This window comes from Streptomyces sp. NBC_00016, from assembly GCF_045040885.1.
GTDB classification, from domain to species: Bacteria; Actinomycetota; Actinomycetes; order Streptomycetales; family Streptomycetaceae; genus Streptomyces; species Streptomyces coriariae.
This window is the reverse complement of sequence record NZ_CP108304.1, coordinates 7113406-7134179: the sequence shown is the minus strand read 5'-3', so window position 1 is coordinate 7134179 and position 20774 is coordinate 7113406. Positions and strand designations below refer to the sequence as shown.

General features: G+C 71.1%; 18 protein-coding genes and 1 riboswitch. Of the genes, 5 read left to right on the top strand and 13 right to left on the bottom strand.

Annotated features, from left to right (window positions below):
* Window positions 1-81: 81 nt before the first annotated feature.
* Entirely contained in the window at window positions 82-837 is a 756-nt protein-coding gene (locus tag OG933_RS31445; protein ID WP_362528189.1) for a metallophosphoesterase, read from the bottom strand.
* 348 nt (window positions 838-1185) lie between these two features.
* Between OG933_RS31445 and OG933_RS31440 the strand changes: the two genes are divergently transcribed.
* On the top strand, window positions 1186-2982 hold the full coding sequence (locus OG933_RS31440) for an AMP-binding protein (RefSeq protein ID WP_362528008.1): 1797 nt from the start codon (window positions 1186-1188) through the stop codon (window positions 2980-2982).
* Window positions 2983-3202: 220 nt separating this feature from the next.
* Here OG933_RS31440 and OG933_RS31435 read toward each other — a convergent pair whose 3' ends face one another.
* Complete coding sequence (locus OG933_RS31435; RefSeq protein WP_362528011.1) at window positions 3203-4345, bottom strand: glycosyltransferase family 4 protein; 1143 nt, start codon at window positions 4343-4345, stop codon at window positions 3203-3205.
* Window positions 4346-4423: 78 nt separating this feature from the next.
* Here OG933_RS31435 and OG933_RS31430 point away from each other — a divergent pair, with 78 nt between their 5' ends.
* A complete protein-coding gene (locus OG933_RS31430) occupies window positions 4424-5659 on the top strand; it encodes a glycosyltransferase 87 family protein (RefSeq protein WP_405630175.1) in 1236 nt (411 codons plus the stop codon).
* On the opposite strand, the gene OG933_RS31425 is transcribed toward OG933_RS31430, so the two are convergent.
* Complete coding sequence (locus tag OG933_RS31425) at window positions 5620-6948, bottom strand: MATE family efflux transporter (RefSeq protein ID WP_405630172.1); 1329 nt, start codon at window positions 6946-6948, stop codon at window positions 5620-5622. The genes OG933_RS31430 and OG933_RS31425 overlap by 40 nt on opposite strands.
* 131 nt (window positions 6949-7079) lie before the next feature.
* Between OG933_RS31425 and OG933_RS31420 the strand changes: the two genes are divergently transcribed.
* Window positions 7080-7610: a PadR family transcriptional regulator gene (locus OG933_RS31420; RefSeq protein WP_362272446.1), complete on the top strand. Its 531-nt coding sequence runs from the start codon at window positions 7080-7082 to the stop codon at window positions 7608-7610.
* Here the strand turns inward: OG933_RS31420 and OG933_RS31415 are convergent.
* The 5 genes from OG933_RS31415 to OG933_RS31395 form a co-directional block, all read right to left on the bottom strand.
* Window positions 7598-8800 (bottom strand): hypothetical protein, encoded by a 1203-nt coding sequence (locus OG933_RS31415; protein WP_405630169.1) that lies wholly within the window; start codon window positions 8798-8800, stop codon window positions 7598-7600. The genes OG933_RS31420 and OG933_RS31415 overlap by 13 nt on opposite strands.
* A 39-nt stretch (window positions 8801-8839) precedes the next feature.
* The gene (locus OG933_RS31410; RefSeq protein ID WP_362528022.1) at window positions 8840-9862 is read right to left on the bottom strand and encodes an NlpC/P60 family protein; all 1023 of its coding nucleotides are present in this window, start codon (window positions 9860-9862) and stop codon (window positions 8840-8842) included.
* A 199-nt stretch (window positions 9863-10061) separates the two neighbouring features.
* Entirely contained in the window at window positions 10062-11096 is a 1035-nt protein-coding gene (locus OG933_RS31405; protein ID WP_267020348.1) for a C40 family peptidase, read from the bottom strand.
* A gap of 211 nt (window positions 11097-11307) precedes the next feature.
* The gene (locus OG933_RS31400; RefSeq protein ID WP_362528026.1) at window positions 11308-12651 is read right to left on the bottom strand and encodes an NYN domain-containing protein; all 1344 of its coding nucleotides are present in this window, start codon (window positions 12649-12651) and stop codon (window positions 11308-11310) included.
* Window positions 12652-12719: 68 nt separating this feature from the next.
* On the bottom strand, window positions 12720-12959 hold the full coding sequence (locus OG933_RS31395; RefSeq protein WP_020129990.1) for a hypothetical protein: 240 nt from the start codon (window positions 12957-12959) through the stop codon (window positions 12720-12722).
* Window positions 12960-13132: 173 nt separating this feature from the next.
* Here OG933_RS31395 and OG933_RS31390 point away from each other — a divergent pair, with 173 nt between their 5' ends.
* Entirely contained in the window at window positions 13133-13918 is a 786-nt protein-coding gene (locus OG933_RS31390) for a rhomboid family intramembrane serine protease (RefSeq protein WP_405630164.1), read from the top strand.
* Window positions 13915-14196, top strand: a complete 282-nt coding sequence (locus OG933_RS31385) for an Lrp/AsnC family transcriptional regulator (RefSeq protein ID WP_020129992.1) — start codon at window positions 13915-13917, stop codon at window positions 14194-14196. Before OG933_RS31390 ends, OG933_RS31385 begins: the two co-directional genes overlap by 4 nt.
* A gap of 32 nt (window positions 14197-14228) precedes the next feature.
* Here the strand turns inward: OG933_RS31385 and OG933_RS31380 are convergent, their stop codons facing one another.
* The 5 genes from OG933_RS31380 to OG933_RS31360 form a co-directional block, all read right to left on the bottom strand.
* Entirely contained in the window at window positions 14229-15590 is a 1362-nt protein-coding gene (locus tag OG933_RS31380; protein WP_405630161.1) for an aminotransferase class V-fold PLP-dependent enzyme, read from the bottom strand.
* A 179-nt stretch (window positions 15591-15769) separates the two neighbouring features.
* Window positions 15770-15886, bottom strand: a riboswitch (SAM riboswitch).
* A 79-nt stretch (window positions 15887-15965) separates the two neighbouring features.
* Window positions 15966-17030, bottom strand: a complete 1065-nt coding sequence (gene trpD / locus OG933_RS31375) for an anthranilate phosphoribosyltransferase (protein ID WP_405630158.1) — start codon at window positions 17028-17030, stop codon at window positions 15966-15968.
* Window positions 17031-17201: 171 nt separating this feature from the next.
* On the bottom strand, window positions 17202-18848 hold the full coding sequence (locus tag OG933_RS31370) for a cytochrome bc complex cytochrome b subunit (RefSeq protein WP_362528039.1): 1647 nt from the start codon (window positions 18846-18848) through the stop codon (window positions 17202-17204).
* Complete coding sequence (locus OG933_RS31365; protein WP_362528043.1) at window positions 18845-19906, bottom strand: Rieske 2Fe-2S domain-containing protein; 1062 nt, start codon at window positions 19904-19906, stop codon at window positions 18845-18847. The genes OG933_RS31370 and OG933_RS31365 overlap by 4 nt, the downstream gene beginning before the upstream one ends.
* The gene (locus OG933_RS31360) at window positions 19903-20715 is read right to left on the bottom strand and encodes a c-type cytochrome (RefSeq protein ID WP_020129997.1); all 813 of its coding nucleotides are present in this window, start codon (window positions 20713-20715) and stop codon (window positions 19903-19905) included. Before OG933_RS31360 ends, OG933_RS31365 begins: the two co-directional genes overlap by 4 nt.
* Window positions 20716-20774 lie beyond the last annotated feature (59 nt).

The following is a 20774-nucleotide window of genomic DNA, read 5'->3' as shown; positions in this document are numbered from 1 at the left end:
CGTGAAGGCTACCGCGCGCCCGACCTGCCGCCGTCACCCGGAGTCAGGAGACCGTCCGGACGGCGTCGGGTCGTCGCTCGGTCACCACTCCAGCGCCCACGGCTTCCCGCTGCCCGCGAAGTGCCCCACGTTCACGCACTCGGTCGCGCCGACCCGCATCCGGCGGGCGAGCGGCTGGTGGACGTGCCCGAAGAGCGCGTAGCGGGGCCGGGTGCGGCGGATGGCGTCCAGCAGCGCCCGGCTGCCCCGCTCGAAGCGGCGGGCCACGGTGTCGTAGACGAGTTCCGGCACCTCCGGCGGGATGTGGGTGCACAGCACGTCCACCTCGCCCACGGCCTCGATCTTCGCCGCGTACTCCTCGTCGCTGATCTCGTACGGCGTGCGCATGGGGGTCTTCAGACCACCGCCCACGAAGCCGAAGACCCGGCCGCCGATCTCCACCCGCTCGCCGTCCAGGACGGTCGTGCCGGGCCCGGCGAACTCGGGCCACAGCCGCGGCATGTCGACGTTGCCGTAGGTGGCGTACGTCGGGCTCGGGAACGCCGGGAAGAGCTCGGCGTACTGCTTGCGGACCGCCTGCTCGATCAGCGCCGCCCGGTCGCCGCCGATGCCGCCCCACAGCCGGGCGCCGAGCTCACGGGCCTCCTCGAAGCGGCGGGCGGTGCGCAGTTCGACGATGAGGTCGGCGTTCTCCACCCCGAAGAGGTCGGGGAAGATCCCGCGGGAGTGGTCGGCGTAGTCCAGGAACAGGACCAGGTCGCCCAGACAGATCAGTGCGTCCGCGCCCTCTCCGGCCCGGGCCAGCTCGCGCGCGTTGCCGTGCACGTCGCTGACCACGTGGATGCGTGTCCGGCGGTTTCCGGGCGGTGTGGATGCCATGGCGATCAAGGGTAGGCGTGTGCGGCATACGTGAACAGTGGCGATCGGGATACCGGTTACTGGCCAGTCAGTAAAGCGGTGGACTACTGTCGGCCGGGAAACACCAATCTGTGTGACGCAGCGAACATCTCGCCGGACCCCCCTGTCGAAGACGCCATACCGACGGGTAACGTCCGGGCAGTCCAGTCGTGCTCAGGATTTCAACCATCGAGATCCGCCGAGGTCCCGAGCACAGTCCCGAGCCTTGGACCGCATCGTCGCAGCACACAACGTCGTGGCGCCGGCGCCCTATGAGGAGCAGCAGTCTTGCGCGAGTTCAGCCTTCCGGCTTTGTACGAGGTCCCTGCGGACGGCAATCTGACCGACATCGTCCGCAGAAACGCCGCGCAGCATCCCGACGTCGCCGTCATCGCCCGCAAGGTGGGCGGCGTCTGGCAGGACGTGACGGCCACCGCCTTCCTGGCCGAGGTGCACGCCGCCGCCAAGGGCCTCATCGCCTCCGGCGTCCAGCCCGGCGACCGGGTCGGCCTGATGTCGCGCACCCGCTACGAGTGGACGCTGCTCGACTTCGCGATCTGGTGCGCCGGCGCGGTCACCGTGCCGGTGTACGAGACCAGCTCCCCGGAGCAGGTGCAGTGGATCCTCTCCGACTCGGGCGCGACCGCCGTCGTCGTCGAGCTGGACAGCCACACGGCGGCCGTGGAGTCGGTGCGCGAGTCGCTGCCGGCGCTCAAGCACGTCTGGCAGATCGAGGCCGGGGGTGTCGAGGAGCTCGGGCGGCTCGGCAGGGACGTCTCCGACGCGGTCGTCGAGGAGCGCAGCTCGCAGGCCAAGGCCGACGACCCGGCGACCATCGTCTACACGTCCGGTACGACCGGCCGCCCCAAGGGCTGTGTGCTGACCCACCGCAGCTTCTTCGCCGAGTGCGGGAACGTCGTGGAGCGGCTGCGGCCGCTGTTCCGCACGGGCGAGTGCAGCGTGCTGCTCTTCCTCCCGCTCGCGCACGTCTTCGGCCGGCTGGTGCAGATCGCCCCGATGATGGCGCCGATCAAGCTGGGCACCGTCCCGGACATCAAGAACCTCACCGACGAGCTGGCCGCCTTCCGCCCGACGCTCATCCTGGGCGTGCCGCGGGTCTTCGAGAAGGTCTACAACTCGGCGCGCGCCAAGGCGCAGGCGGACGGCAAGGGCGCGATCTTCGACAAGGCGGCCGACACCGCGATCGCCTACAGCAAGGCGCTGGAGCTCCCGGCGGGCCCGCCGCTGAAGCTGAAGATCAAGCACAAGGTCTTCGACCGGCTCGTCTACAGCAAGCTGCGCGCGGTCCTCGGCGGCAAGGGCGAGTACGCGATCTCCGGCGGCGCCCCGCTGGGCGAGCGCCTCGGTCACTTCTTCCGCGGCATCGGCTTCACCGTCCTGGAGGGCTACGGCCTGACGGAGTCCTGCGCCGCCACCGCCTTCAACCCCTGGGACCGGCAGAAGATCGGCACGGTCGGTCAGCCGCTGCCCGGCTCGGTCGTGCGGATCGCGGACGACGGGGAGGTGCTGCTGCACGGCGAGCACCTCTTCAAGGAGTACTGGAACAACCCGGCCGCGACCGCCGAGGCGCTGGCCGACGGCTGGTTCCACACCGGTGACATCGGCACCCTCGACGAGGACGGCTACCTCCGGATCACCGGGCGCAAGAAGGAGATCATCGTCACCGCGGGCGGCAAGAACGTCGCGCCGGCCGTGATCGAGGACCGGATCCGGGCGCACGCGCTGGTGGCGGAGTGCATGGTGGTGGGCGACGGACGGCCGTTCGTGGGCGCGCTGGTCACCATCGACGAGGAGTTCCTGGGCCGCTGGGCCTCCGACCACGGCAAGCCGGCGGGTTCGACCGCTGCGTCGCTGCACGGGGACGCCGACCTTCAGGCCGCCATCCAGTCGGCGATCGACGACGGCAACGCCGCGGTGTCGAAGGCGGAATCGGTGCGGAAGTTCCGTATTCTCTCCGCCCAGTTCACGGAGGACTCGGGCCACCTCACGCCGTCGCTGAAGCTCAAGCGCAATGTCGTGGCGAAGGACTACGCGGGCGAGATCGAGGCGATCTACGCCAGGTAGCGGCTGTTCAGCATCTCCTGACGAAGCGTCATGGCGCGGTGTCCTCCACGAGGACCCGCGCCGTCGTGCGTTCGGCGAGGGCGGTGACGGTGATGGTGATGGTGACGAACGGGTTCACCGCGCTGGCGCCCGGCACCAGCGAGCCGTCGGTGACCTACGGCTTCGAATGCCCCTTCACCCGGCCGCGGTTGTCGGTCGCCAAAGTTGTCGGTCGCCAAAGCTAGAGCAACGTCTTCAGCTTCTCCGCCAGCAGGTCCCACCGCCACTTCTCCTCCACCCAGGCGCGCCCGCGCTCCCCCATCCGGCGGCGCAGCTCCGCGTCCCCGAGCAGGGCGACGATGCGCTCGGCCGCGTCGGCCGGGGAACCGCCCCGCACGACCCACCCCGTCTCCCCGTCGAGCACGGCGTCGGGCGCCCCGCCCGAGTCCCCGGCGACGACGGGCAGCCCGGTCGCCGACGCCTCCAGATAGACGATCCCGAGCCCCTCGACGTCCAGTCCGCCCCGTCGCGTCCGGCACGGCATCGCGAAGACGTCCCCGGCGCCGTAGTGGGCGGGCAGCTCCGACCAGGGCACCGGACCGGTGAAGCGCACCGCGTTCGCCACCCCGCGCTCGTGGGCGAGCCTGCGCAGATCCTTCTCGTACGGCCCGCCCCCGACGATCAGCAGGACCGCCTCCGGCTCGGCGGCCAGGATCCGCGGCATGGCGAGGATCAGCGTGTCCTGGCCCTTGCGCGGCACGAGCCGCGACACGCACACCACCACCGGCCGGTCGGTCAGCCCGAGCCGCGCCCGCACCTCCTCGCCGCCCGACCCCGGGTGGAAGGTCTTCTCGTCGACGCCCGGCGGCAGCTGCACCATCCGCCCGGCCGCCCCGGCGCTCAGCGCGGTCGCGATCCGCGAGCGGGTGTACTCGCCGAGGTAGGTGATCGTGTCCGTGCTCTCGCCGATCCGCCCGAGCAGCTGCCGGGCGGCGGGCAGCTGCGCCCACCCGGCCTCGTGCCCGTGGGTGGTGGCCACCAGCCGCTCGGCGCCCGCCCTGCGCAGCGCCGGCGCCATCAGCCCGAGCGGCGCGGCGGCCCCGAACCACACCGACGTGCACCCGTGCTCCCGCAGCAGCCCGACGGCCCTGCGGGTCGCCCCGGGCGTCGGCAGCAGCATCGTCGTGGAGTCCCGCACGACGGTGAAGGGCTGCTCGGCGTCGAAGGCGGCCGTCGCCTCGACACCCTCGCGTGAACGCTTCCAGGTGGACGCGTAGACGACGAGTCGGTCGGGGTCGAGCCGGAGCGCCATGTTGTGCAGGAACGCCTGGATGCCGCCCGGGCGGGGCGGGAAGTCGTTCGTCACGATCAGGGTCTTGTGCATCGCAGCCGACCTTATCCAAACGCCATTCACAGCCGCGCCCGACCGCGCTTCACAGCCCCGCGGGAGATCATGTGGGCCATGGAGACGACGGCCGCGGGACGGCCCCTGACATGCCTGCTGACGACCTGGGGCGTGACCCGGCTCGCGCTGCTGCTCTTCGTCTTCAAGGTGTTCCTCTTCCCCGGCCCGGACGTCACCAGCGACATCTCCGTCACCTATCAGGGCTGGTACGAGGTGCTGAGCGGCGGCACGTTCCCGGCCGCCGACGTCACCTGGCAGTACCCGCCCGCCGCCGCCCTCGCGATCCTCTCCCCCGGCCTGCTGCCCTTCCTCGACTACGCGTCGGCCTTCTTCGTCCTGGCCTTCCTCGCCGACCTGGCCGTCCTCATGCTGCTGCTGAACACGGGGCTGCGCCCCGGCCGGTCGCTGCGCGGCGCCTGGATGTGGGTGGCGGGCGTCCCCCTGCTAGGCCCCACCGTCTACTCCCGCTACGACGTGATGGTGACGGCGGTGGCGGTCGCCGCGCTGGTGGCCGGCGTCCGGCGGCCCCGGATGATGGGCGCGCTGACGGGTCTCGCGGTGCTGCTGAAGGTGTGGCCCGTGCTGCTGCTGGCGGGCGCCGTGCGCAGGCGGGCCTGGGGCGCGGCGGTGGTGACCGTCGGCGCGCTGGCCGCGCTGTTCGCCCTGACCATGCCCGGCGCCTTCGCTTTTCTGACCTTCCAGCGCGACCGGGGCACCGAGGTGGAGTCGCTGGGCGCGCTCGCCCTGCATGTGGCCCGGCAGTTCGGCTGGCAGGGCCGGGTGCTGCTCAACTACGGCTCGCTGGAGTTCCTCGGCCCGTACGTCGGCGTGGTGAGCGACGTGGCCCTGGGGCTGACCGCGGTCACGTTCGGCTGGCTGCTGCTGTGGCGGCTGACGGCGAGGCGCTTCGCGCCGCAGACGCTCGCGGAGGCGGCGTTCACGGCGGTCCTGCTGTTCACCGTCACCAGCCGGGTGATCAGCCCGCAGTACCTGGTGTGGCTGATCGGGCTCGCGGCGGTCTGCCTGTGCTTCCGTGCCGGCTGTATGGCCCTGCCCGCCGTCCTGGTCCTGGCCGCGTCCTTCGTGACGGTGCTGGAGTTCCCCGTCTTCTTCGCGGACGTCGTCACGAGCAGCCCGCTCGGCGTCAGCCTCCTGTTCCTGCGCAACGGCCTGCTGGTGGCCGCCACGATCGTCGCGGCCGTCCGGCTGTGGCGCTCGACGGTGCCGGGCGCCGTCCCCGCTCCCCCGGCCGGTCAGGCCGCCCGCACCAGCGAGCCCGCGGTCTCGCCCTGACGCCCGGGCCACGCCCGCCGCAGCACCACCCCCACCACCAGGCACTGCACCGCCATGCCGAGCGCCAGCGCCAGACACACCCCCGGCAGCCCGAGCCCCGACAGCGCGTACGCCGACGGCAGTTGGACGGCCGTGCCGAGCACGGTCACCCGCAGCAGCACGGGCGCGCCCCCGCTTCCCTCGAAGACCCCGCCCAGGGCGATGAACCCGGCCATGAGGAGCAGATACGGCCCGGCACAGCGCAGGAACAGCACGCCCTCACGGGCCACGGCGGGCCCGGCGCCGAAGGCGGCCATGATCCAGGGGGCCGTCGCGCACAGCAGCACGGCCGCCGCGAGGCCGACGGTCCCGGAGACGAGCACGGCCTGCCGCCCGATCGCCCGGCGCTCCTCCCGGCCCTCGCCCCGGGTGTGCGCGGTGTGGATGGAGGCGGCCTGGCGGACGGCGTAGAAGGCCATGGTCGCCACGTACATGACCTTGTACGCGATCGAGTAGGCGGCCACCGCCGTCACGCCGAGCCGGGCCACCACGGCGACCAGGGCGAGCGCGCCGCCCTGGCGCAGGGTGAAGTCGGCCGACATCGGCAGCCCGGTCGTCAGGGTGCGCCGCAGCGAGGCGCCGGTGGAGAGCGCGGGCGCCACCCCGGCGGCCGTCCGCAGCACGGCGTCGCGCCGCAGCGCCAGCAGTCCGGCCCCGAGCGCCACGCAACGGCACAGCACCGTGGAGACGGCGGCGCCCCGGACGCCGTAGCGGTGGATGAACAGTGGGTCGCAGACCAGGATCAGACCGTTCGCGAGCAGCGCCAGCCGCATCGGGGTCCTGGTGTCCCCGGCCCCCTTGAGGATGCCGTCCACGAGCTGCTGGCCGAAGAAGACGGCGATGCCCGGCATCGAGATCGCGAAGTAGGAGACGGCGAGGGGCAGGGCGGGGCCGCCGTGCCCGCCGAGGACCAGCCGGGCCAGCGGTTCACGCAGCAGGAAGCCCCCGCCCGCGACGACCGGCGTGACCACCGCGCACAGCGCCCAGCCGCCCCGCACGGCCGCCCGCAGGGCCCCCGGGTCCCGTGCCCCTCTGGCGTGTGCGACCAGCACCGTCGTCCCGGAGGCGAAGACCAGCGCGACCCCGAGCAGCACGTTCTCGGCGTTGGTGGCGACCGCGACGGCGGCCACCGCGGGCCCGCCGAGCCGGGACACCCAGACCGTGTTGATGATCCCGGCGGCGACGGAGGCGAGCAGCGAGAAGTAGACGGGGCGGGCGAGCGAGACGAGCTGCGTGCGATGAGCGGTCATGACGGATCCCCCTCGAACGAAGCAGCTCCGAACGCGCTGCCTCCGAACGGATTGCCTCTTGTCGAGTTACCTCTAAACGAGGTAGCTCGATAAGAGGTAGCATGGCGTCATCGTGTCCGCAAGGGAGGGCCATGCTCGAGCTGTCGATCCTCGGATTCCTGGCCGAAGAGCCGTTGCACGGCTATGAGCTGAAGGAGCGGATCAAGGCGCTGACCGGCCATGTCCGCCCGGTCAGCGACGGCGCGCTCTATCCGGCGATCACCCGTCTCGTCACCGCGGGCAAGCTCGACCAGCACCGGGAGGACGGCGCGGGCGCGGCCCCCCGCCGGGTGCTCTCCCTCACCGACGAGGGCCGGGCGGACCTGCTGGAACGCCTCCGTCACCCCCGGCAGCCGGAGATCACCGACCACGTCCGCTTCAACACGGTCCTGGCGTTCCTGCGGCACCTGCCCGACCGAGGGGAGCAGGCAGCCGTCCTACGGCGCCGGCTGGACTTCCTCGAGACGCCCACGAGCTTCTTCTACGCCGAGGGCAAGCCCGTACGGGCGGAGGAGACCGGGGACCTGTTCCGGCAGGGCATGCTGCGGGTCGCCCGGGCGACGGGCGAGGCGGAGCGAGCCTGGCTGCGCGAGGCGATCGAGCAGCTGACTCAGGCGAGCTGAATCTTCAGATAGCCCTGCCAGTCCGCGGTGAACTCCGCGAGGGAGGTGCCCAGCACGCTCTTCAGCGCGCCCTCCACCGCCCCCGGCCGCTCCCGGTGCTCCCCCACGGCCCGGTAGAACGCGTCCAGCTTCACCTCGCCCCACCGCTCGGCGATCATCCGGCAGGCCAGCCAGCCGCCCTCGTACGCCTGGGCGAGCCGGTCGGCGTCGCCGGAGAAGCCGAAGTCGCCGTCGGTGGGCAGCGCCGCCGGGACGGCGCCGTCCGTGACGGCGTGCTGGAGCTCCGGGGCGACCTCGGCGGGGGTACGGCCGGTGCCGCGGTAGCCCACCCAGTCGGCGTACCCCTCGGACAGCCACAGCGGGGTGGCCGCGTTGGTGTGCGCTCGGGTCGCGACATGGGTGGCCTCGTGGGTGAGGACCACCTGCCGGCCGACCCGGCCGAGCATGCCGTACGCGTCCGGGTTGACGATGATCCGGTCCGCGGGCGTCCAGGCCCCGCCGCCCGTCTCGCCCGTGGTGACCGCGGCGATCCCCCGGTAGGAGGAGGCGGGCGAGCCGAGCAGCCCCGCCATGCCTTCAAGCGACTTCGGTACGAGGACGACGAGGTGCCCCGCCCAGCCGGTGCCCCAGGCCGCCGAGACCTCCGGGACGGCGTCGTCGGCCAGGTCGGCGAAGGACCGCAGCCGCGCCTCGGACTGCCCGACCCCCAGCACCAGACTGTGCGCGCCCCGTACGACACGCACCGTGCCCTGGTCCCACAGCTGCTGACCGGCCTTCGTCGCGGGCTTGTCCGAGGCCACCGACCACCGGCCGGCCCCGTCACGGGTCAGACGCAGCACGCGGGCCGTGGTCACCGGGGCCTTGTCGTAGCCGTCGACGCGGTAGCTCAGTTCGGCGTCGGCGGTGGCGGTGTCCCCGCTGCGGTGGAGCGCCGTCACGCGGTACGACCAGGCCGCCAGCGGAACGGCCCGCACCGCGGCGTACCCGGTGGCGGCGCCGGTGGCCGCGTAGGCACCCTGGTCATGGTCCAGGACCGCGGCGGCCCGCCGGTCGAGGACCCGCTGCACATCGGCCTTCGCCTGGTCCGACGTGGCCCGCCCGCCGCAGCCGACCAGACAGCCGAGGAGCGAGACGAGCAGCAGACAGAGCCCCAGGACCCCGGGTCCGCGCGCCCGCCCTCGACCAGCCATCCTCCCGATCGTACGGCGGCGGCCCCGCGCGGGCTCCGCTCAGGGCCGGGTGACGGACGAGACCGGCATCATCCCGACCGGGTCGTAACGCACCGGCGCACCCGGATAGGGGGCGTGGATGACCTGACCGTTGCCGACGTACATGCCGACATGGCTGGCGTCGGAGCGGTAGGTGACGATGTCGCCGGGCCGGGCCTGCGAGAGCGGCACCCGCCGGCCCGCGTGCGCCTGGGCCTGCGAGGTGCGCGGCAGCGAGATCCCGGCCTGCGCGTACGACCACTGCATGAGGCCCGAACAGTCGAACCCGGTGGGCCCGTTGGCGCCCCAGACGTACGGCTTGCCGAGCGCGGAGCGCACGGCGGCCACGGCGGCGCCCGCACGGCCCGAGGCCGGGACGGCGCCCGACAGGTCGGACATCGTGTCCCGGCCGGAGCGGGAGGCCCGGTCGAAGGCGGCGCGTTCGGCGGACGGCAGGGCGTTGAGCAGCTGCCGCGCTTTGGCGAGCTTCTGCTCCACGGTCCGCTTGTGCCGCACCACGGCCTTGCGGCTCTTCTCCAGTTCGGCGAGCTGGCCCGCGGCCTCGGCGCGCTCCTGGGTGAGTTCCCGCATGGCGCCCTGGAGTTCCCTCAGCTCGCCGGCCTGGTGGGCGGTGATCCGGTCGAGGACGGACGCCTTGGCGAGGTACTCCTCCGGGTCGTCGGAGAACAGCAGCGCCAGGGAGGGGTCGAGGCCGCCGGAGCGGTACTGGGCACCGGCCAGCGAACCGAGCTGCTCACGCAGGCCGTTGATGCGCTCCTGCTGCCGGGCGATGTGGTCCTGGGCCACACCGACCTGCCCCCGCAGGGTGTCGGCGCGCTCGTCGGCCGTGTTGTAGGCCTCGGTGGCCTTCTCGGCCTCCTCGTAGAGACGGTCCACCTCGGCGCGGGTGTCGTCGTGCGGAGCGGCCGTGGCCGGTACGGCGGACACGGCGCCGAGTGCGGCGGCCGCGACGGACAGCACGCTCAGGGCGCTGGTGGCGCCCCGGTCGAACCCGGACTGTGCAAGGCGGCGATGGGACCCCACGGGATGCCGCGCTCCTTCCGCTGGCGGACAGGGAAACGCGGCAGACAGTAGCCCCGAGGTGGGGGGTCGGCCAAAGACCTCGGCGGCAACGCACAGTGACGCCCCGCCGCTGACGCAGGTCACCGGCGGGGCGTGGGGTCACTTCTCGTTGTCGTAATTCGCCCGTTCGGGCGGCATGGTGTCCCGGTCCGGGGACCGATCAGATCCGGACGCCGAACTGGAAGGGCATGTTGTTGATCGACTCGTAGCGCACGACGGTGCCGGTGCGCGGGGCGTGCAGCACCTGGCCGTTGCCCGCGTAGAAGCCGACGTGGTGCTGGTCGCCGTAGAAGATGACCAGGTCGCCGACCTTGAGGGCGCTCTGGGAGTAGATGCGCGTACCGGCGTTGGCCTGCGCCTGCGAGGTGCGCGGGATGGAGACGCCGGCCTGGGCGTAGGCCCAGGAGGTCAGACCCGAGCAGTCGTACGTGGCGGTGCCGGTGGCGCCGTACTGGTAGGGCTTGCCGAGCTGGCTCTGGGCGGCCTGGAAGGCGGCCATGGCCCGGCCGGAGCCCGTCGGGGAGTCGCCGAGGTCCACCCGGTCGCCGGCGTCGCGGCTGGCGCGGGCGTCGGCGGCCGCGAGGGACTCCTGCTCCTTGGCCGTCAGCGTGTTGAGGAGCTTGCGCGCCTCGGTGAGCTTGGCCTGGACTTCCTTCTTCTTCTTGCCCAGTTCGGTGCGGGTGGTGGCGAGGTCCTTGAGCTTGGTGGAGGCCTCGCTGCGCTCCTGGGCGAGCTCGCGCTGCTTCTCCTGGATCTTCTTCAGCGCCTCGACCTGCTGGGCGCTGAGCTGGTCGGCGGCGGACGCCTTGTCCAGGTAGTCGTCCGGGTCCGAGGAGAGGAGCAGCTGCAGGGAGGGGTCTATGGACCCGGTGCGGTACTGGGCCGCGGCCGCCAGACCCATGGAGTCGCGCAGCTCGTTGAGGTCGGCCTGACCGCGAGCGACGTTGTCCTGGATGGTGGAGATCTCCTTCTGGAGCTTCTCCTGCTTCTCCTTGGCACCGTTGTACTTCTCGGTGGCCTGCTCCGCGTCCTCGTAGAGCTTGTCGACCTTGGTCTTGACCTCGTCCTTGGTGAGCTTCTCGCTGGGCGCCGCGTTGGCGGCCTGCGAGCTCAGTACGACGGCAGCGGCGGCTGCGGTGGTCAGCACGGTCACGCGTGCGCGACTCGGCTGCTTCGGTCGACGGTGGGACGCCACGGAGACGGGCTCCTTCTTTTGAGTGATCACCCGTTTGGAGATGCGAGCCCTGACCTTAGTGACCTCGCCGTGATCAGTTCAAATCCTCAGGAGAAAAAAACCCACCACGCAACGCAGTTTTTTCAATCAACTCACGTGTAGTCATGCTCGATTGACGCTACGTTGCGTGACGATCCCGCCAATTCGGGCAATAAACCTGGAACTTCGACGTTTAGGACAGCCGCTTCAGAAGTACCGCGGAAGCCACCGGTCGGGCACCCGCCTTGGCGATCCCGTCGGCCACCTCACGGTCGGTCGAGGCGACGATGACCGGCCGGCCCGGCGGCTCGGCCCGCACCAGCTGACGGATCAGCTCGTCCGCCGTGACACCCGGCTTGGAGAACAGCACCCGCACCCCTCGCGGCGGCGCGAGCAGCACCGGAGCGGCCAGTTCGGCCCCGTCGAAGACACAGGTGACCTCGGCGCCGGTCTGCGCGGCGAGCTGCGAGAGCTGCCCGAGCAGCCGGAGCCGCTGCTTCTCCAACGGCATCTGCGGATAGCCGGTCTTGGTGACGTTGTAGCCGTCGACGACGAGATGGGCCTGGGGCAGCGCGAGCAACTGGTCGAGAATGGCCGGATCGTTCTCCGACAGAGCACGCGTGGCGATGTCCTTCGGGGTCATTCGTCCCGGTTCGACCGCGTCGACGGTTGCCGCCGGACGCACCGACACCGGCGGCAACGCCAGTTCCCGCCGCAGCCCTTGGGCCGCGTCGAGCACCGTGTCCAGCAGCAGCCGCACCCGCATGTCCTCGACGCTGCGCCCCTCGCGCGCCGCCCGCCGGGTGGCCTCCAGCGCCGCCTCCACCTCGCCGAGCCGCGCCTTCAGCCGCCGGGTCTCGCTCTCCGCGGCCGACACCTGGGTCTGCCCCTCGGCGCGCACGGTCTCCAGCTCGCCGCGCACCTTGCGCAGCGCGGCCTCGCCCCGCTTCACGTCACTGAGGGCCGAACGCAGCTTGCGATGGAGCGATTCCGTTTCCTTCTTCGCGGCGTCCAGTTCGGCGCGCAGCCCCTCGGTGCCCGCCCGGGACTGCTCACGGGCCCGGTCGAGCTCCTCGCGCAGCCGCTCCAGTTCGGCCCGGCTCTCCTCGCCGGCCCGCTCGGCGTCCGCCCGCTGGGCCTCCTCACCGGCCGCGGTGACCAGCTTCACCCAGCCGGTGGGCCGCAGCACATAGGCCGCGGCCGCCACTTCGTGCGGGTCCGCGGCCGGGGTCGGCGAGCCGGAGTCGAGAGCGCCGGCGAGCTCCGGCTGGGCCTCTCTGAACTTCTCGGCGATGCGCTGCCGGAAGAGCGGATCGGTCTCCAGCGCGGCGGCCATCGCGTTGCCCGCGAACTTCGCCCGCCGGTTCGGTGCGAACCGGGCGTACTGCCGCAACTGGACGGGCAGTTCGCCGACGGTCAGCCCGCCGAAGCCGTCGGAGACGATCTGTACGACCCTGCGCCGCACGCCGTCCGGCAGCGGACGGTCGAGCATCTCGGCGGCGCCGTCGCCCGGCCCCCCGCCTGCGCTCTCCACCATCCGTCACACCCCAATACTGTGCGGGCCTCGCCCACTCTCGGCTTCGCTCGAGCGGGGGACCCCCATCGTCAGGAACCGGCGCCCGGCCGATCCACGAGTTCCACCTGGTCCACGGCGTTGCACCAGCGGCACCGCACCGACTCGATGGTCTCACTGACCACCTCGCGCTCCTCGACCTTCGGCTCACCGGCGAGGTCGAGGTGCACGTACTCGACGACCTTCGACGAGCGCGTCACGTCGAACCGCGTGAGGTTGCCGCAGAGCGTGCAGCGCCACCGCGTCGCGGCGGTCGGCAGGGGAACCGTCATCGTGGCTATCCGCTTCCTTCTAGTGTCGTGCTTCCGGTTGCCGGGGTCGGGCCGGAGGCTCCCCCGCGCGTATGGCTCGTAACCCTACGGCCTGGCGGGTACTCGCCGCCCATCCGTCCGCGGCGGCGAGGCGGTCCGGACGAGTGCGTCCGATTACGTCATGCTTTGTTCTCATGATCGGCGACTGGAACGGGACGGTCGGCAGGGTGGTCCGCAACCGCCCGGCGCCGGTGACCTACGCACTGATCGCCCTGTGCTGCCTGATCTTCCTGATCGGGCCCGCCTCGGGCTTCAATCCGGCGTACGGCTCCGGCGACGAGCTGCTGGCGGCACAGCGCGCCTACTTCCGGCGCTGGGGCGTGGTGCCCGGCGAGCTCTTCGAGGGCGCGCCACGGGCCGCCCTGACCCCGGCCACGGCTCTCTTCGTCCACGGCAGCTGGGTGCACCTGCTGGGCAACATGCTCTTCCTCTACGTCTTCGGGACGATGACCGAGGACCGGATGGGCCGCGTCGAGTTCACGCTCTTCTACCTCGGCTGCGGCTACCTGGCCCTGCTGGGCTACGCCGCCGCCAACGCCGAGTCGTCGCAGTCCCTGGTCGGCGCCTCCGGAGCGATCTCCGCGGTCCTCGGCGCGTTTCTGTACCTGTTCCCCCGGGCGCGGGTGACCAGTCTCCTGCCGCTCCTGTTCTTCCTGCCGCTGCGCTTCCCCGCGTGGGTCGTGCTGCCCTTCTGGGCGGCCCTGCAGTGGGTGGCGGCGGGGCGGGCCGCCCAGGGGCCGGGGGTGGCCTATCTGGCGCACCTGGTGGGCTTCGGCCTGGGGCTCCTCTACGCGTGGGCCCGTTTCGGGAGGAAGCCGGGCCCGAAGGACGGCCTCGAAGGGGCGGCGGCGGGTGACGGGCGGGCGACTAGAGTGAAGCCCGCCCCAGCTCCGGCCCCCGAGGGAGAGAACCAGCCGTGATCACCGCGATCGTCCTCATCAAGACCAGCGTGGACCGGATTCCCGAGATCGCGGAGCGGATCGCTTCGCTGGACTCCGTCAGCGAGGTCTTCTCCGTCACCGGGACGTACGACCTGATCGCCATGGTGCGGGTGAAGGAGCACGAGGACCTGGCGGAGGTCATCCCGGGCAGCATCAGCAAGATCCCCGGGGTGGAGGGCACGGACACGCACGTCGCCTTCCGCACCTACTCGCAGCACGACCTGGAGGCGGCGTTCGCGATCGGGCTGGACTCCTGACCGGCTGAACACCGCCTCCGGCGGACCGTCGCTCAGACCGCGGGCACGCAGCGGCCGTCTTCCGTCCGGTACTGCCACTGCGCGCCCTCGCTCACCAGCTCGCGCACCGCGTTCACGAAGCGCTCCACGTGCTCGTCCGGGGTTCCCGCGCCGAAGCTCACCCGGATCGCGTTGAGGGACTTCTCGCCGGGAGCCGCCTCGGGGGCGCCGCACTCGCCCTGGGTCTGGGGGTCGCTGCCCAGCAGGGTGCGGACCAGGGGGTGGGCGCAGAAGAGGCCGTCGCGGACCCCGATGCCGTACTCGGCGGAGAGGGCGGCGGCGAAGTGGGAGCTGTTCCAGCCCTCGACGACGAAGGAGATCACGCCGACCCGCGGGGCGTCGTCGCCGAACAGGGACAGCACCTTCACCTGCGGGACCTCGGCCAGACCGGCCCGCACCTTCGCGATCAGGCACTCCTCCCGGGCGACCAGGCTGTCGAAGCCCGCCTCGGTGAGGGCCTTGCACGCCGAGGCGATGGAGTAGGCGCCGATCACGTTCGGGGAGCCGGCCTCGTGGCGGGCGGCGCTCTCGTGCCACTCCACGTCCACTCCCCCGTCCTCGCGCCGCGTGACCTTGCGGCTGGCGCCGCCGCCGGCGAGGTACGGGTCGGCCGCCACCAGCCAGTCGGCGCGGCCGGCCAGCACGCCGGCGCCGAAGGGCGCGTACAGCTTGTGACCGGAGAAGGCGACCCAGTCGACGTCGAGCTCCCGCACGGAGACCGGGTGGTGCGGGGCCAGCTGGGCCGCGTCCAGGACGATCCGGGCGCCGTGGGCGTGCGCGGCGGCCGCCAGCTCGCGCACCGGCCACAGCTCGCCGGTGACGTTCGAGGCGCCGGTGACACAGACCAGGGCCGGGCCGTGCGGGTCACGGTCGGCGAGGGCCCGCTCCAGCGTCTCGACGGCCTGGCGCGGGGTGCGCGGGGCGTTCAGGTAGGTGACCCGGGCGTCCTGCCAGGGCAGCAGCGAGGCGTGGTGCTCGGTCTCGAAGACGAAGACCTGGCAGCCGGCCGGGAGGGCCCGCGCCAGCAGGTTGAGGGAGTCCGTCGTCGAGCGGGTGAAGACCAGCTGGTCGTCGGGGCGGCAGTCCAGGAACTCGGTCACCGTCCTGCGGGCGTTCTCGAAGAGGTCCGTGGACAGCTGCGAGAGGTAGCCGGCGCCCCGGTGGACGCTGCCGTAGTACGGGGCGTAGGCCGCCACGTCGTCCCAGACGCGCTGGAGGGCGGGGGCGCTGGCCGCGTAGTCGAGCGCCGCGTAGGTGACCTCGCCGCCCGTGACGAGCGGGACCGTGACATCCCGGCCGAGAACGGGCAGCGGTGCACAAACGGTACGGGTGGCGGCAGCGGTGGAGACAGACATGGCGAACTCCCGTGAGAGGCAAGGGGGAACCGCCGTGCGAGCGGACATGGCTCGAGCACGGAGGAAGGTGAAAGGGGTGTGCGGAGGCGGGGCTCTACGCCCTATCGCATTCGCTTGCTCACGGAAGGCTCCCTCGACGACCAGGACCCCTGGCGGTACTCACTCAGAAGAGTGCGAGGGGTCCGCGCTTGCCGTAGACCTCGCTGCCTACGACCTGGTCTTCACCCGGGGCACCCCGCCACGGACGGAGGGTTGCCGGACAGTCGGCCGGGGCCTCATGACTGTCACTCATGACCTGATACAGGAACGTACGTGAAGTGATCGCCGTCCCGCAACCCGTGTCCGGATCGCGGGACGGCCGTCAGCGGTGGGGCGTCACGCCCGGGTGGCGGCGACCCAGCGCTCCAGCGCCCGCTTGGCCGCACCCGAGTCGATCGACTCGGCCGCCTTGTCCATGCCGTCGCGCAGTTGCCCGGCAAGGGTCCCGGAGCCCGGCTCCAGGGCCACCAGCGCCGCCGCCGAGTTCAGCAGCACGGCGTCCCGCACCGGGCCCGTCTCGCCCTCCAGGAGGCGGCGGGCGACCTCCGCGTTGTACGACGGGTCCCCGCCCCGCAGAGCCTCGACCGGGACCAGCTCGAGCCCGACGTCACGCGGGTCGAAGGTCTCCTCGGTGACCTTGCCGTCGCGGACGACCCACACATGGGAGGTGGCCGTCGTGGTCAGCTCGTCGAGGCCGTCGTCGCCCCGGAAGACCAGGGACGAGTTGCCGCGCTCGGCGAAGACGCCCGCGACGACCGGCGCCATCCGCGGGTCCGCGACCCCGACCGCCTGGGCCCGCACCTTGGCGGGGTTGGTCAGCGGGCCGAGCACGTTGAACACCGTGCGGATGCCCAACTGGCCGCGCGCGGCGCCCACATGACGCAGCGCCGGGTGGAACTTGATCGCGAAGCAGAAGGTGATCCCGGCTTCCTGGGCCACCTCGGCCACCCGCCGCGGGGTCAGCTCCAGATTGACGCCGAGCTTCTCCAGGACGTCGGAGGCGCCGGACGCGGAGGACGCCGCCCGGTTGCCGTGCTTGACGACCGTGGCGCCCGTGCCGGCCACGACGATCGCCGACATCGTGGAGATGTTGACCGTCTTCGCGCCGTCGCCGCCGGTGCCGACGATGTCGACGGTCCGGCCGGGCACCTCGATCAGGTTGGCGTGCTCGTACATCGCCCGGACGAGCCCGTTGATCTCCGCGACGGTCTCGCCCTTGGCCCGCAGCGCCACCACGAACCCGGCGATCTGCGCGTCGGTCGCCTCGCCGCGCATGATCCGGTCCAGCGCCCAGAACGTGGCGTCGGCGTCCTGGTCGCGACCGTACAGCAGACCGTTCAGTACCTCGGGCCAGGAACGGCCCGCCGCGGTGTCGCCTCCAGCGGGGGTCACAGCGCTCATAGCCGCTCCTGCGTGTGTCGTCGTGTTCGTCGGGTACATCGGGTACGTCGTGTGCCGTCGCGCACCTCGTGACAAGGTGCACCCCACCCTATCCAGCCCGTGGGCACGGCAAAGGGCCCCGTCCGAAGACCGGACGGGGCCCTTTCCTGTGGCGTGGCGACGCCTCAGCGATCAGTGGTGGCCGTGGCCGCTCGTGATCTCCTTGTACTCCTCGGCGGTGGGCTTCGGAATCTGCTGGTCCTCACCGAAGTACGCCCCGCTGATCTTGGCGCGGAGCTTCTCCTTGCCCTGCACCTTGCGCTCGACGCCGTTCTCGTCGACGGCGGCGCCGATCGCGGCCGGCTCGTACTGCTCGTGCGCCGTGAGGGTGTGCAGCTGCTCCTGGCTGAGCGGCTCGTGGATCTCGATGAACTCACCGTGCGGCAGGCGCTTGATGGTGCCGGTCTCGCGACCGTGCAGCACCTTGTCCCGGTCCCGGCGCTGGAGGCCGAGGCAGATCCGCTTGGTGACGATGTACGCGATGACCGGTCCGGCGATGAAGAAGATCCGGACGAACCAGGTGATCGAGTTGATCGACAGGTGGAGGTGGGTGGCCCACAGGTCGTTGCCACCGCCGACCAGCATGATCATGTACATCGTGACCCAGGCGACGCCCAGCGCGGTGCGCGTCGGGGCGTTGCGCGGCCGGTCCAGGATGTGGTGCTCGCGCTTGTCGCCCGTGACCCACGACTCGATGAAGGGGTAGAGCGCGAGGATCGCGAGCAGAACACCGAACAGGACCAGCGGGATGAACACGCCCAGGACCAGGGTGTGGCCCCAGATGTTGATCTCCCAGCCCGGCATGAAGCGGATCAGACCCTCGGCGAAGCCCATGTACCAGTCGGGCTGGGCGCCGGTGGACACCTGGTCCGGACGGTAGGGGCCCATGGCCCAGATCGGGTTGATCTGCGCGATGCCCGCGATGACCCCGATGACACCGAAGACCAGGAAGAAGAAGCCTCCGGCCTTGGCCATGTACACCGGCAGCAGCGGCATGCCGACGACGTTCTTGTTGCTCTTTCCGGGGCCCGCGAACTGCGTGTGCTTGTGGTAGAAGACCAGGATCAGGTGGCCGACCACGAGCCCGAGCATGATGCCCGGCAGCAGCAGGATGTGGATCGAGTAGAACCGCGCCACGAAGTCGTGGCCCGGGAACTCCCCGCCGAACAGGAACATCGAGATGTACGTGCCGACGATCGGCATCGACAGGATCGCGCCCTGGGTGAAGCGGACACCGGTGCCGGAGAGCAGGTCGTCCGGGAGCGAGTAACCGGTGAAACCGGTGAACATGCCGAGGACGAACAGCAGGAAGCCGAACAGCCAGTTGATCTCACGCGGCTTGCGGAACGCGCCCGTGAAGAACACCCGCATCATGTGCACGAACATGCCGGCGAGGAAGATCAGCGCCGCCCAGTGGTGGATCTGCCGGATGAGCAGACCGCCGCGCACGTCGAACGAGATGTGCAGGGTCGAGCTGAACGCCTCGGACATCAGCTGTCCCTGGAGCGGGACGTAGCTGCCGTGGTACTCCACCTCGTTCATCGACGGGTGGAAGAACAGCGTCAGGTACACACCCGTGAGGATGATGATGATGAAGCTGTAGAGGCAGATCTCACCCAGCATGAACGACCAGTGGTCGGGGAAGATCTTGCGCATGTTGGCCTTGGCCAGGGAGTAGATCCCCAGCCGGCCGTCGGTCCAGTCGGCGATCCGCTCGCCCGCCGGAGCCTTCCCGCGGTCGCGGGACTCGTTGCTCTCGGTGTTCTCGTTCGTGCTCATCCGCGCTCCCAGAAAGCAGGACCGACGGGCTCTTCGAAGTCGCCGAGCGCCTCGAGATAGCCCTCGTCGTTCACACCGATGCGCAGCTGCGGCAGGGCGTGGCCGGCGGGGCCGAAGATCACTCGGGCACCGTCGGAGAGGTCGAAGGTGGACTGGTGGCAGGGGCACAGCACGTGGTGCGTCTGCTGCTCGTACAGCGAGATCGGGCAACCGACGTGGGTGCAGATCTTCGAGTACGCCACGATGCCCTGGTAGGACCAGTCGAGTTCCTGCTTGTCCTTGATGTTGTCCGGCTGGAGCCGGACGATCATCAGGGCCGCCTTGGCGATCTCGTTCTGGAACTCCTCGTCGTGCTCCTCCAGGCCCTCGGGCTTGGCGAAGGTGAGCGAACCGACGGCGACGTCCGAGGGACGCAGCGGCTCGTTCGTGTTCATGTTGACGAGCAGCTTGCCCTTGGCCCACAGCGTGTGACGCAGCTTGTCCTCGGGCAGCGGGCCGAGGTCGCGCAGCAGCACGACACCGGACAGCGGCACCAGGGTGAGCGCGCCGAACATCGTGTTGCGGATCAGCTTGCGACGGCCGAGCCCGGACTCCTTGGCACCCTGCTTGAAGTCCGCGTGGACCTTCGCACGGACCTCGGGGGGCGCGGCGATCGCGTGCCGCTCGTCGGCGACCTCCACGTCGGACATCAGGGTGCGGGCCCAGTGGACCGCGCCGGCGCCGATGGTGAACAGCGCCGTGCCCAGCGTCAGACCCAGCGCGAAGTTCAGCGCGCTGAGGTGGCCGATCGGGAACACGAAGATCGACTTGTCGGCGGGGATCGCCACGTACGAGGCGATGAAGCCGACCGTGGCGAGCATCGACAGCGTGAACATGAAGGCGACCGCACGCTCGGACCGCTTGGCGGCCCGCTCGTCGATGTCCTGGATGCGATGCTCGTGAGGCGGCAGCCCCGGGTCCGCGAACGGGTTCTGCTCGTCCGCGACGCCTACGGCGCTGCCGTGCGCGTGGCCCTGCTCAGCAGGCAGGTTCTCTTCTGGAATGTCTTGGCTACTCATGACTTCTTGGCCTTTGCGGTCCGAGCGGCGACCCAGACGGCTACCGCGATCAGGGCACCGAGACCGAAGATCCACGCGAACAGGCCCTCACTGACCGGCCCGAGGCCGCCCAGCTCCAGACCACCGGGGTTGTTCGTCTCGTCGCTGTTGACCGCGTGCAGGTACGCGATGATGTCCTTCTTGTTCTGCTCCGACAGGGTGGTGTCGGGGAAGGAAGGCATGTTCTGCGGGCCGGTCTGCATGGCCTCGTAGATGTGCTTCGGGTCCACGCCCTCGAGGGTCGGAGCGTACTTGCCCTTGGTGAGGGCACCGCCCTTGCCGGTGAAGTTGTGGCACTGCGCGCAGTTGGTGCGGAACAGCTCGCCACCCTTGGCGATGTCCGCACCTTCCGGGCCGTACTCGGCGTCGGTCGGGACGGACGGACCGGCGCCCAGGGAGGAGATGAACGCGGCGAGCTGGTCGATCTCGGCCTGCGTGTAGATGACCTTCTTCGAGGGCACCTGGGCGCCCTGGGAGGTGGCAGCGGGCATGCGCCCGGTGCCGACCTGGAAGTCGACGGCCGCGGCGCCCACGCCGACCAGGCTCGGGCCGTCGGAGGTCCCCTGACCGCCGGTGCCGTGGCAGCTTGCGCAGCCAACGGCGTAGAGCTTCTTGCCCTCGTCGATGGCGAGGGACTGGGCGGTGTCGTCTGCCTGCGCCTTGCTCGCGGGCGCAAACGCGGCGTACAGCCCCCCGGTAGCCGCCAGCGCGAGGAGTAGGACGACGAGCGCCGCCAGCGGATGGCGTCGTCGTGCGGAGAGCTTTTTCACGGATTACCCCGGTGTCAGGATCTTCTGCGTCGATGCTTGGTATGTGCGGGAGCGAGCGT

What these genes read in the sequence shown, in the direction of transcription:
- OG933_RS31415 (WP_405630169.1), bottom strand. Translation starts at nt 8,800, where the DNA reads ATGGCTGGTCGAGGGCGGGCGCGCGGACCCGGGGTCCTGGGGCTCTGT.
- OG933_RS31395 (WP_020129990.1), bottom strand. Translation starts at nt 12,959, where the DNA reads ATGACGGTTCCCCTGCCGACCGCCGCGACGCGGTGGCGCTGCACGCTC.
- trpD (WP_405630158.1), bottom strand. Translation starts at nt 17,030, where the DNA reads ATGAGCGCTGTGACCCCCGCTGGAGGCGACACCGCGGCGGGCCGTTCC.
- OG933_RS31435 (WP_362528011.1), bottom strand. Translation starts at nt 4,345, where the DNA reads ATGCACAAGACCCTGATCGTGACGAACGACTTCCCGCCCCGCCCGGGC.
- OG933_RS31365 (WP_362528043.1), bottom strand. Translation starts at nt 19,906, where the DNA reads ATGAGTAGCCAAGACATTCCAGAAGAGAACCTGCCTGCTGAGCAGGGC.
- OG933_RS31380 (WP_405630161.1), bottom strand. Translation starts at nt 15,590, where the DNA reads ATGTCTGTCTCCACCGCTGCCGCCACCCGTACCGTTTGTGCACCGCTG.
- OG933_RS31430 (WP_405630175.1), top strand. Translation starts at nt 4,424, where the DNA reads ATGGAGACGACGGCCGCGGGACGGCCCCTGACATGCCTGCTGACGACC.
- OG933_RS31370 (WP_362528039.1), bottom strand. Translation starts at nt 18,848, where the DNA reads ATGAGCACGAACGAGAACACCGAGAGCAACGAGTCCCGCGACCGCGGG.
- OG933_RS31390 (WP_405630164.1), top strand. Translation starts at nt 13,133, where the DNA reads ATGATCGGCGACTGGAACGGGACGGTCGGCAGGGTGGTCCGCAACCGC.
- OG933_RS31425 (WP_405630172.1), bottom strand. Translation starts at nt 6,948, where the DNA reads ATGACCGCTCATCGCACGCAGCTCGTCTCGCTCGCCCGCCCCGTCTAC.
- OG933_RS31400 (WP_362528026.1), bottom strand. Translation starts at nt 12,651, where the DNA reads ATGGTGGAGAGCGCAGGCGGGGGGCCGGGCGACGGCGCCGCCGAGATG.
- OG933_RS31420 (WP_362272446.1), top strand. Translation starts at nt 7,080, where the DNA reads ATGCTCGAGCTGTCGATCCTCGGATTCCTGGCCGAAGAGCCGTTGCAC.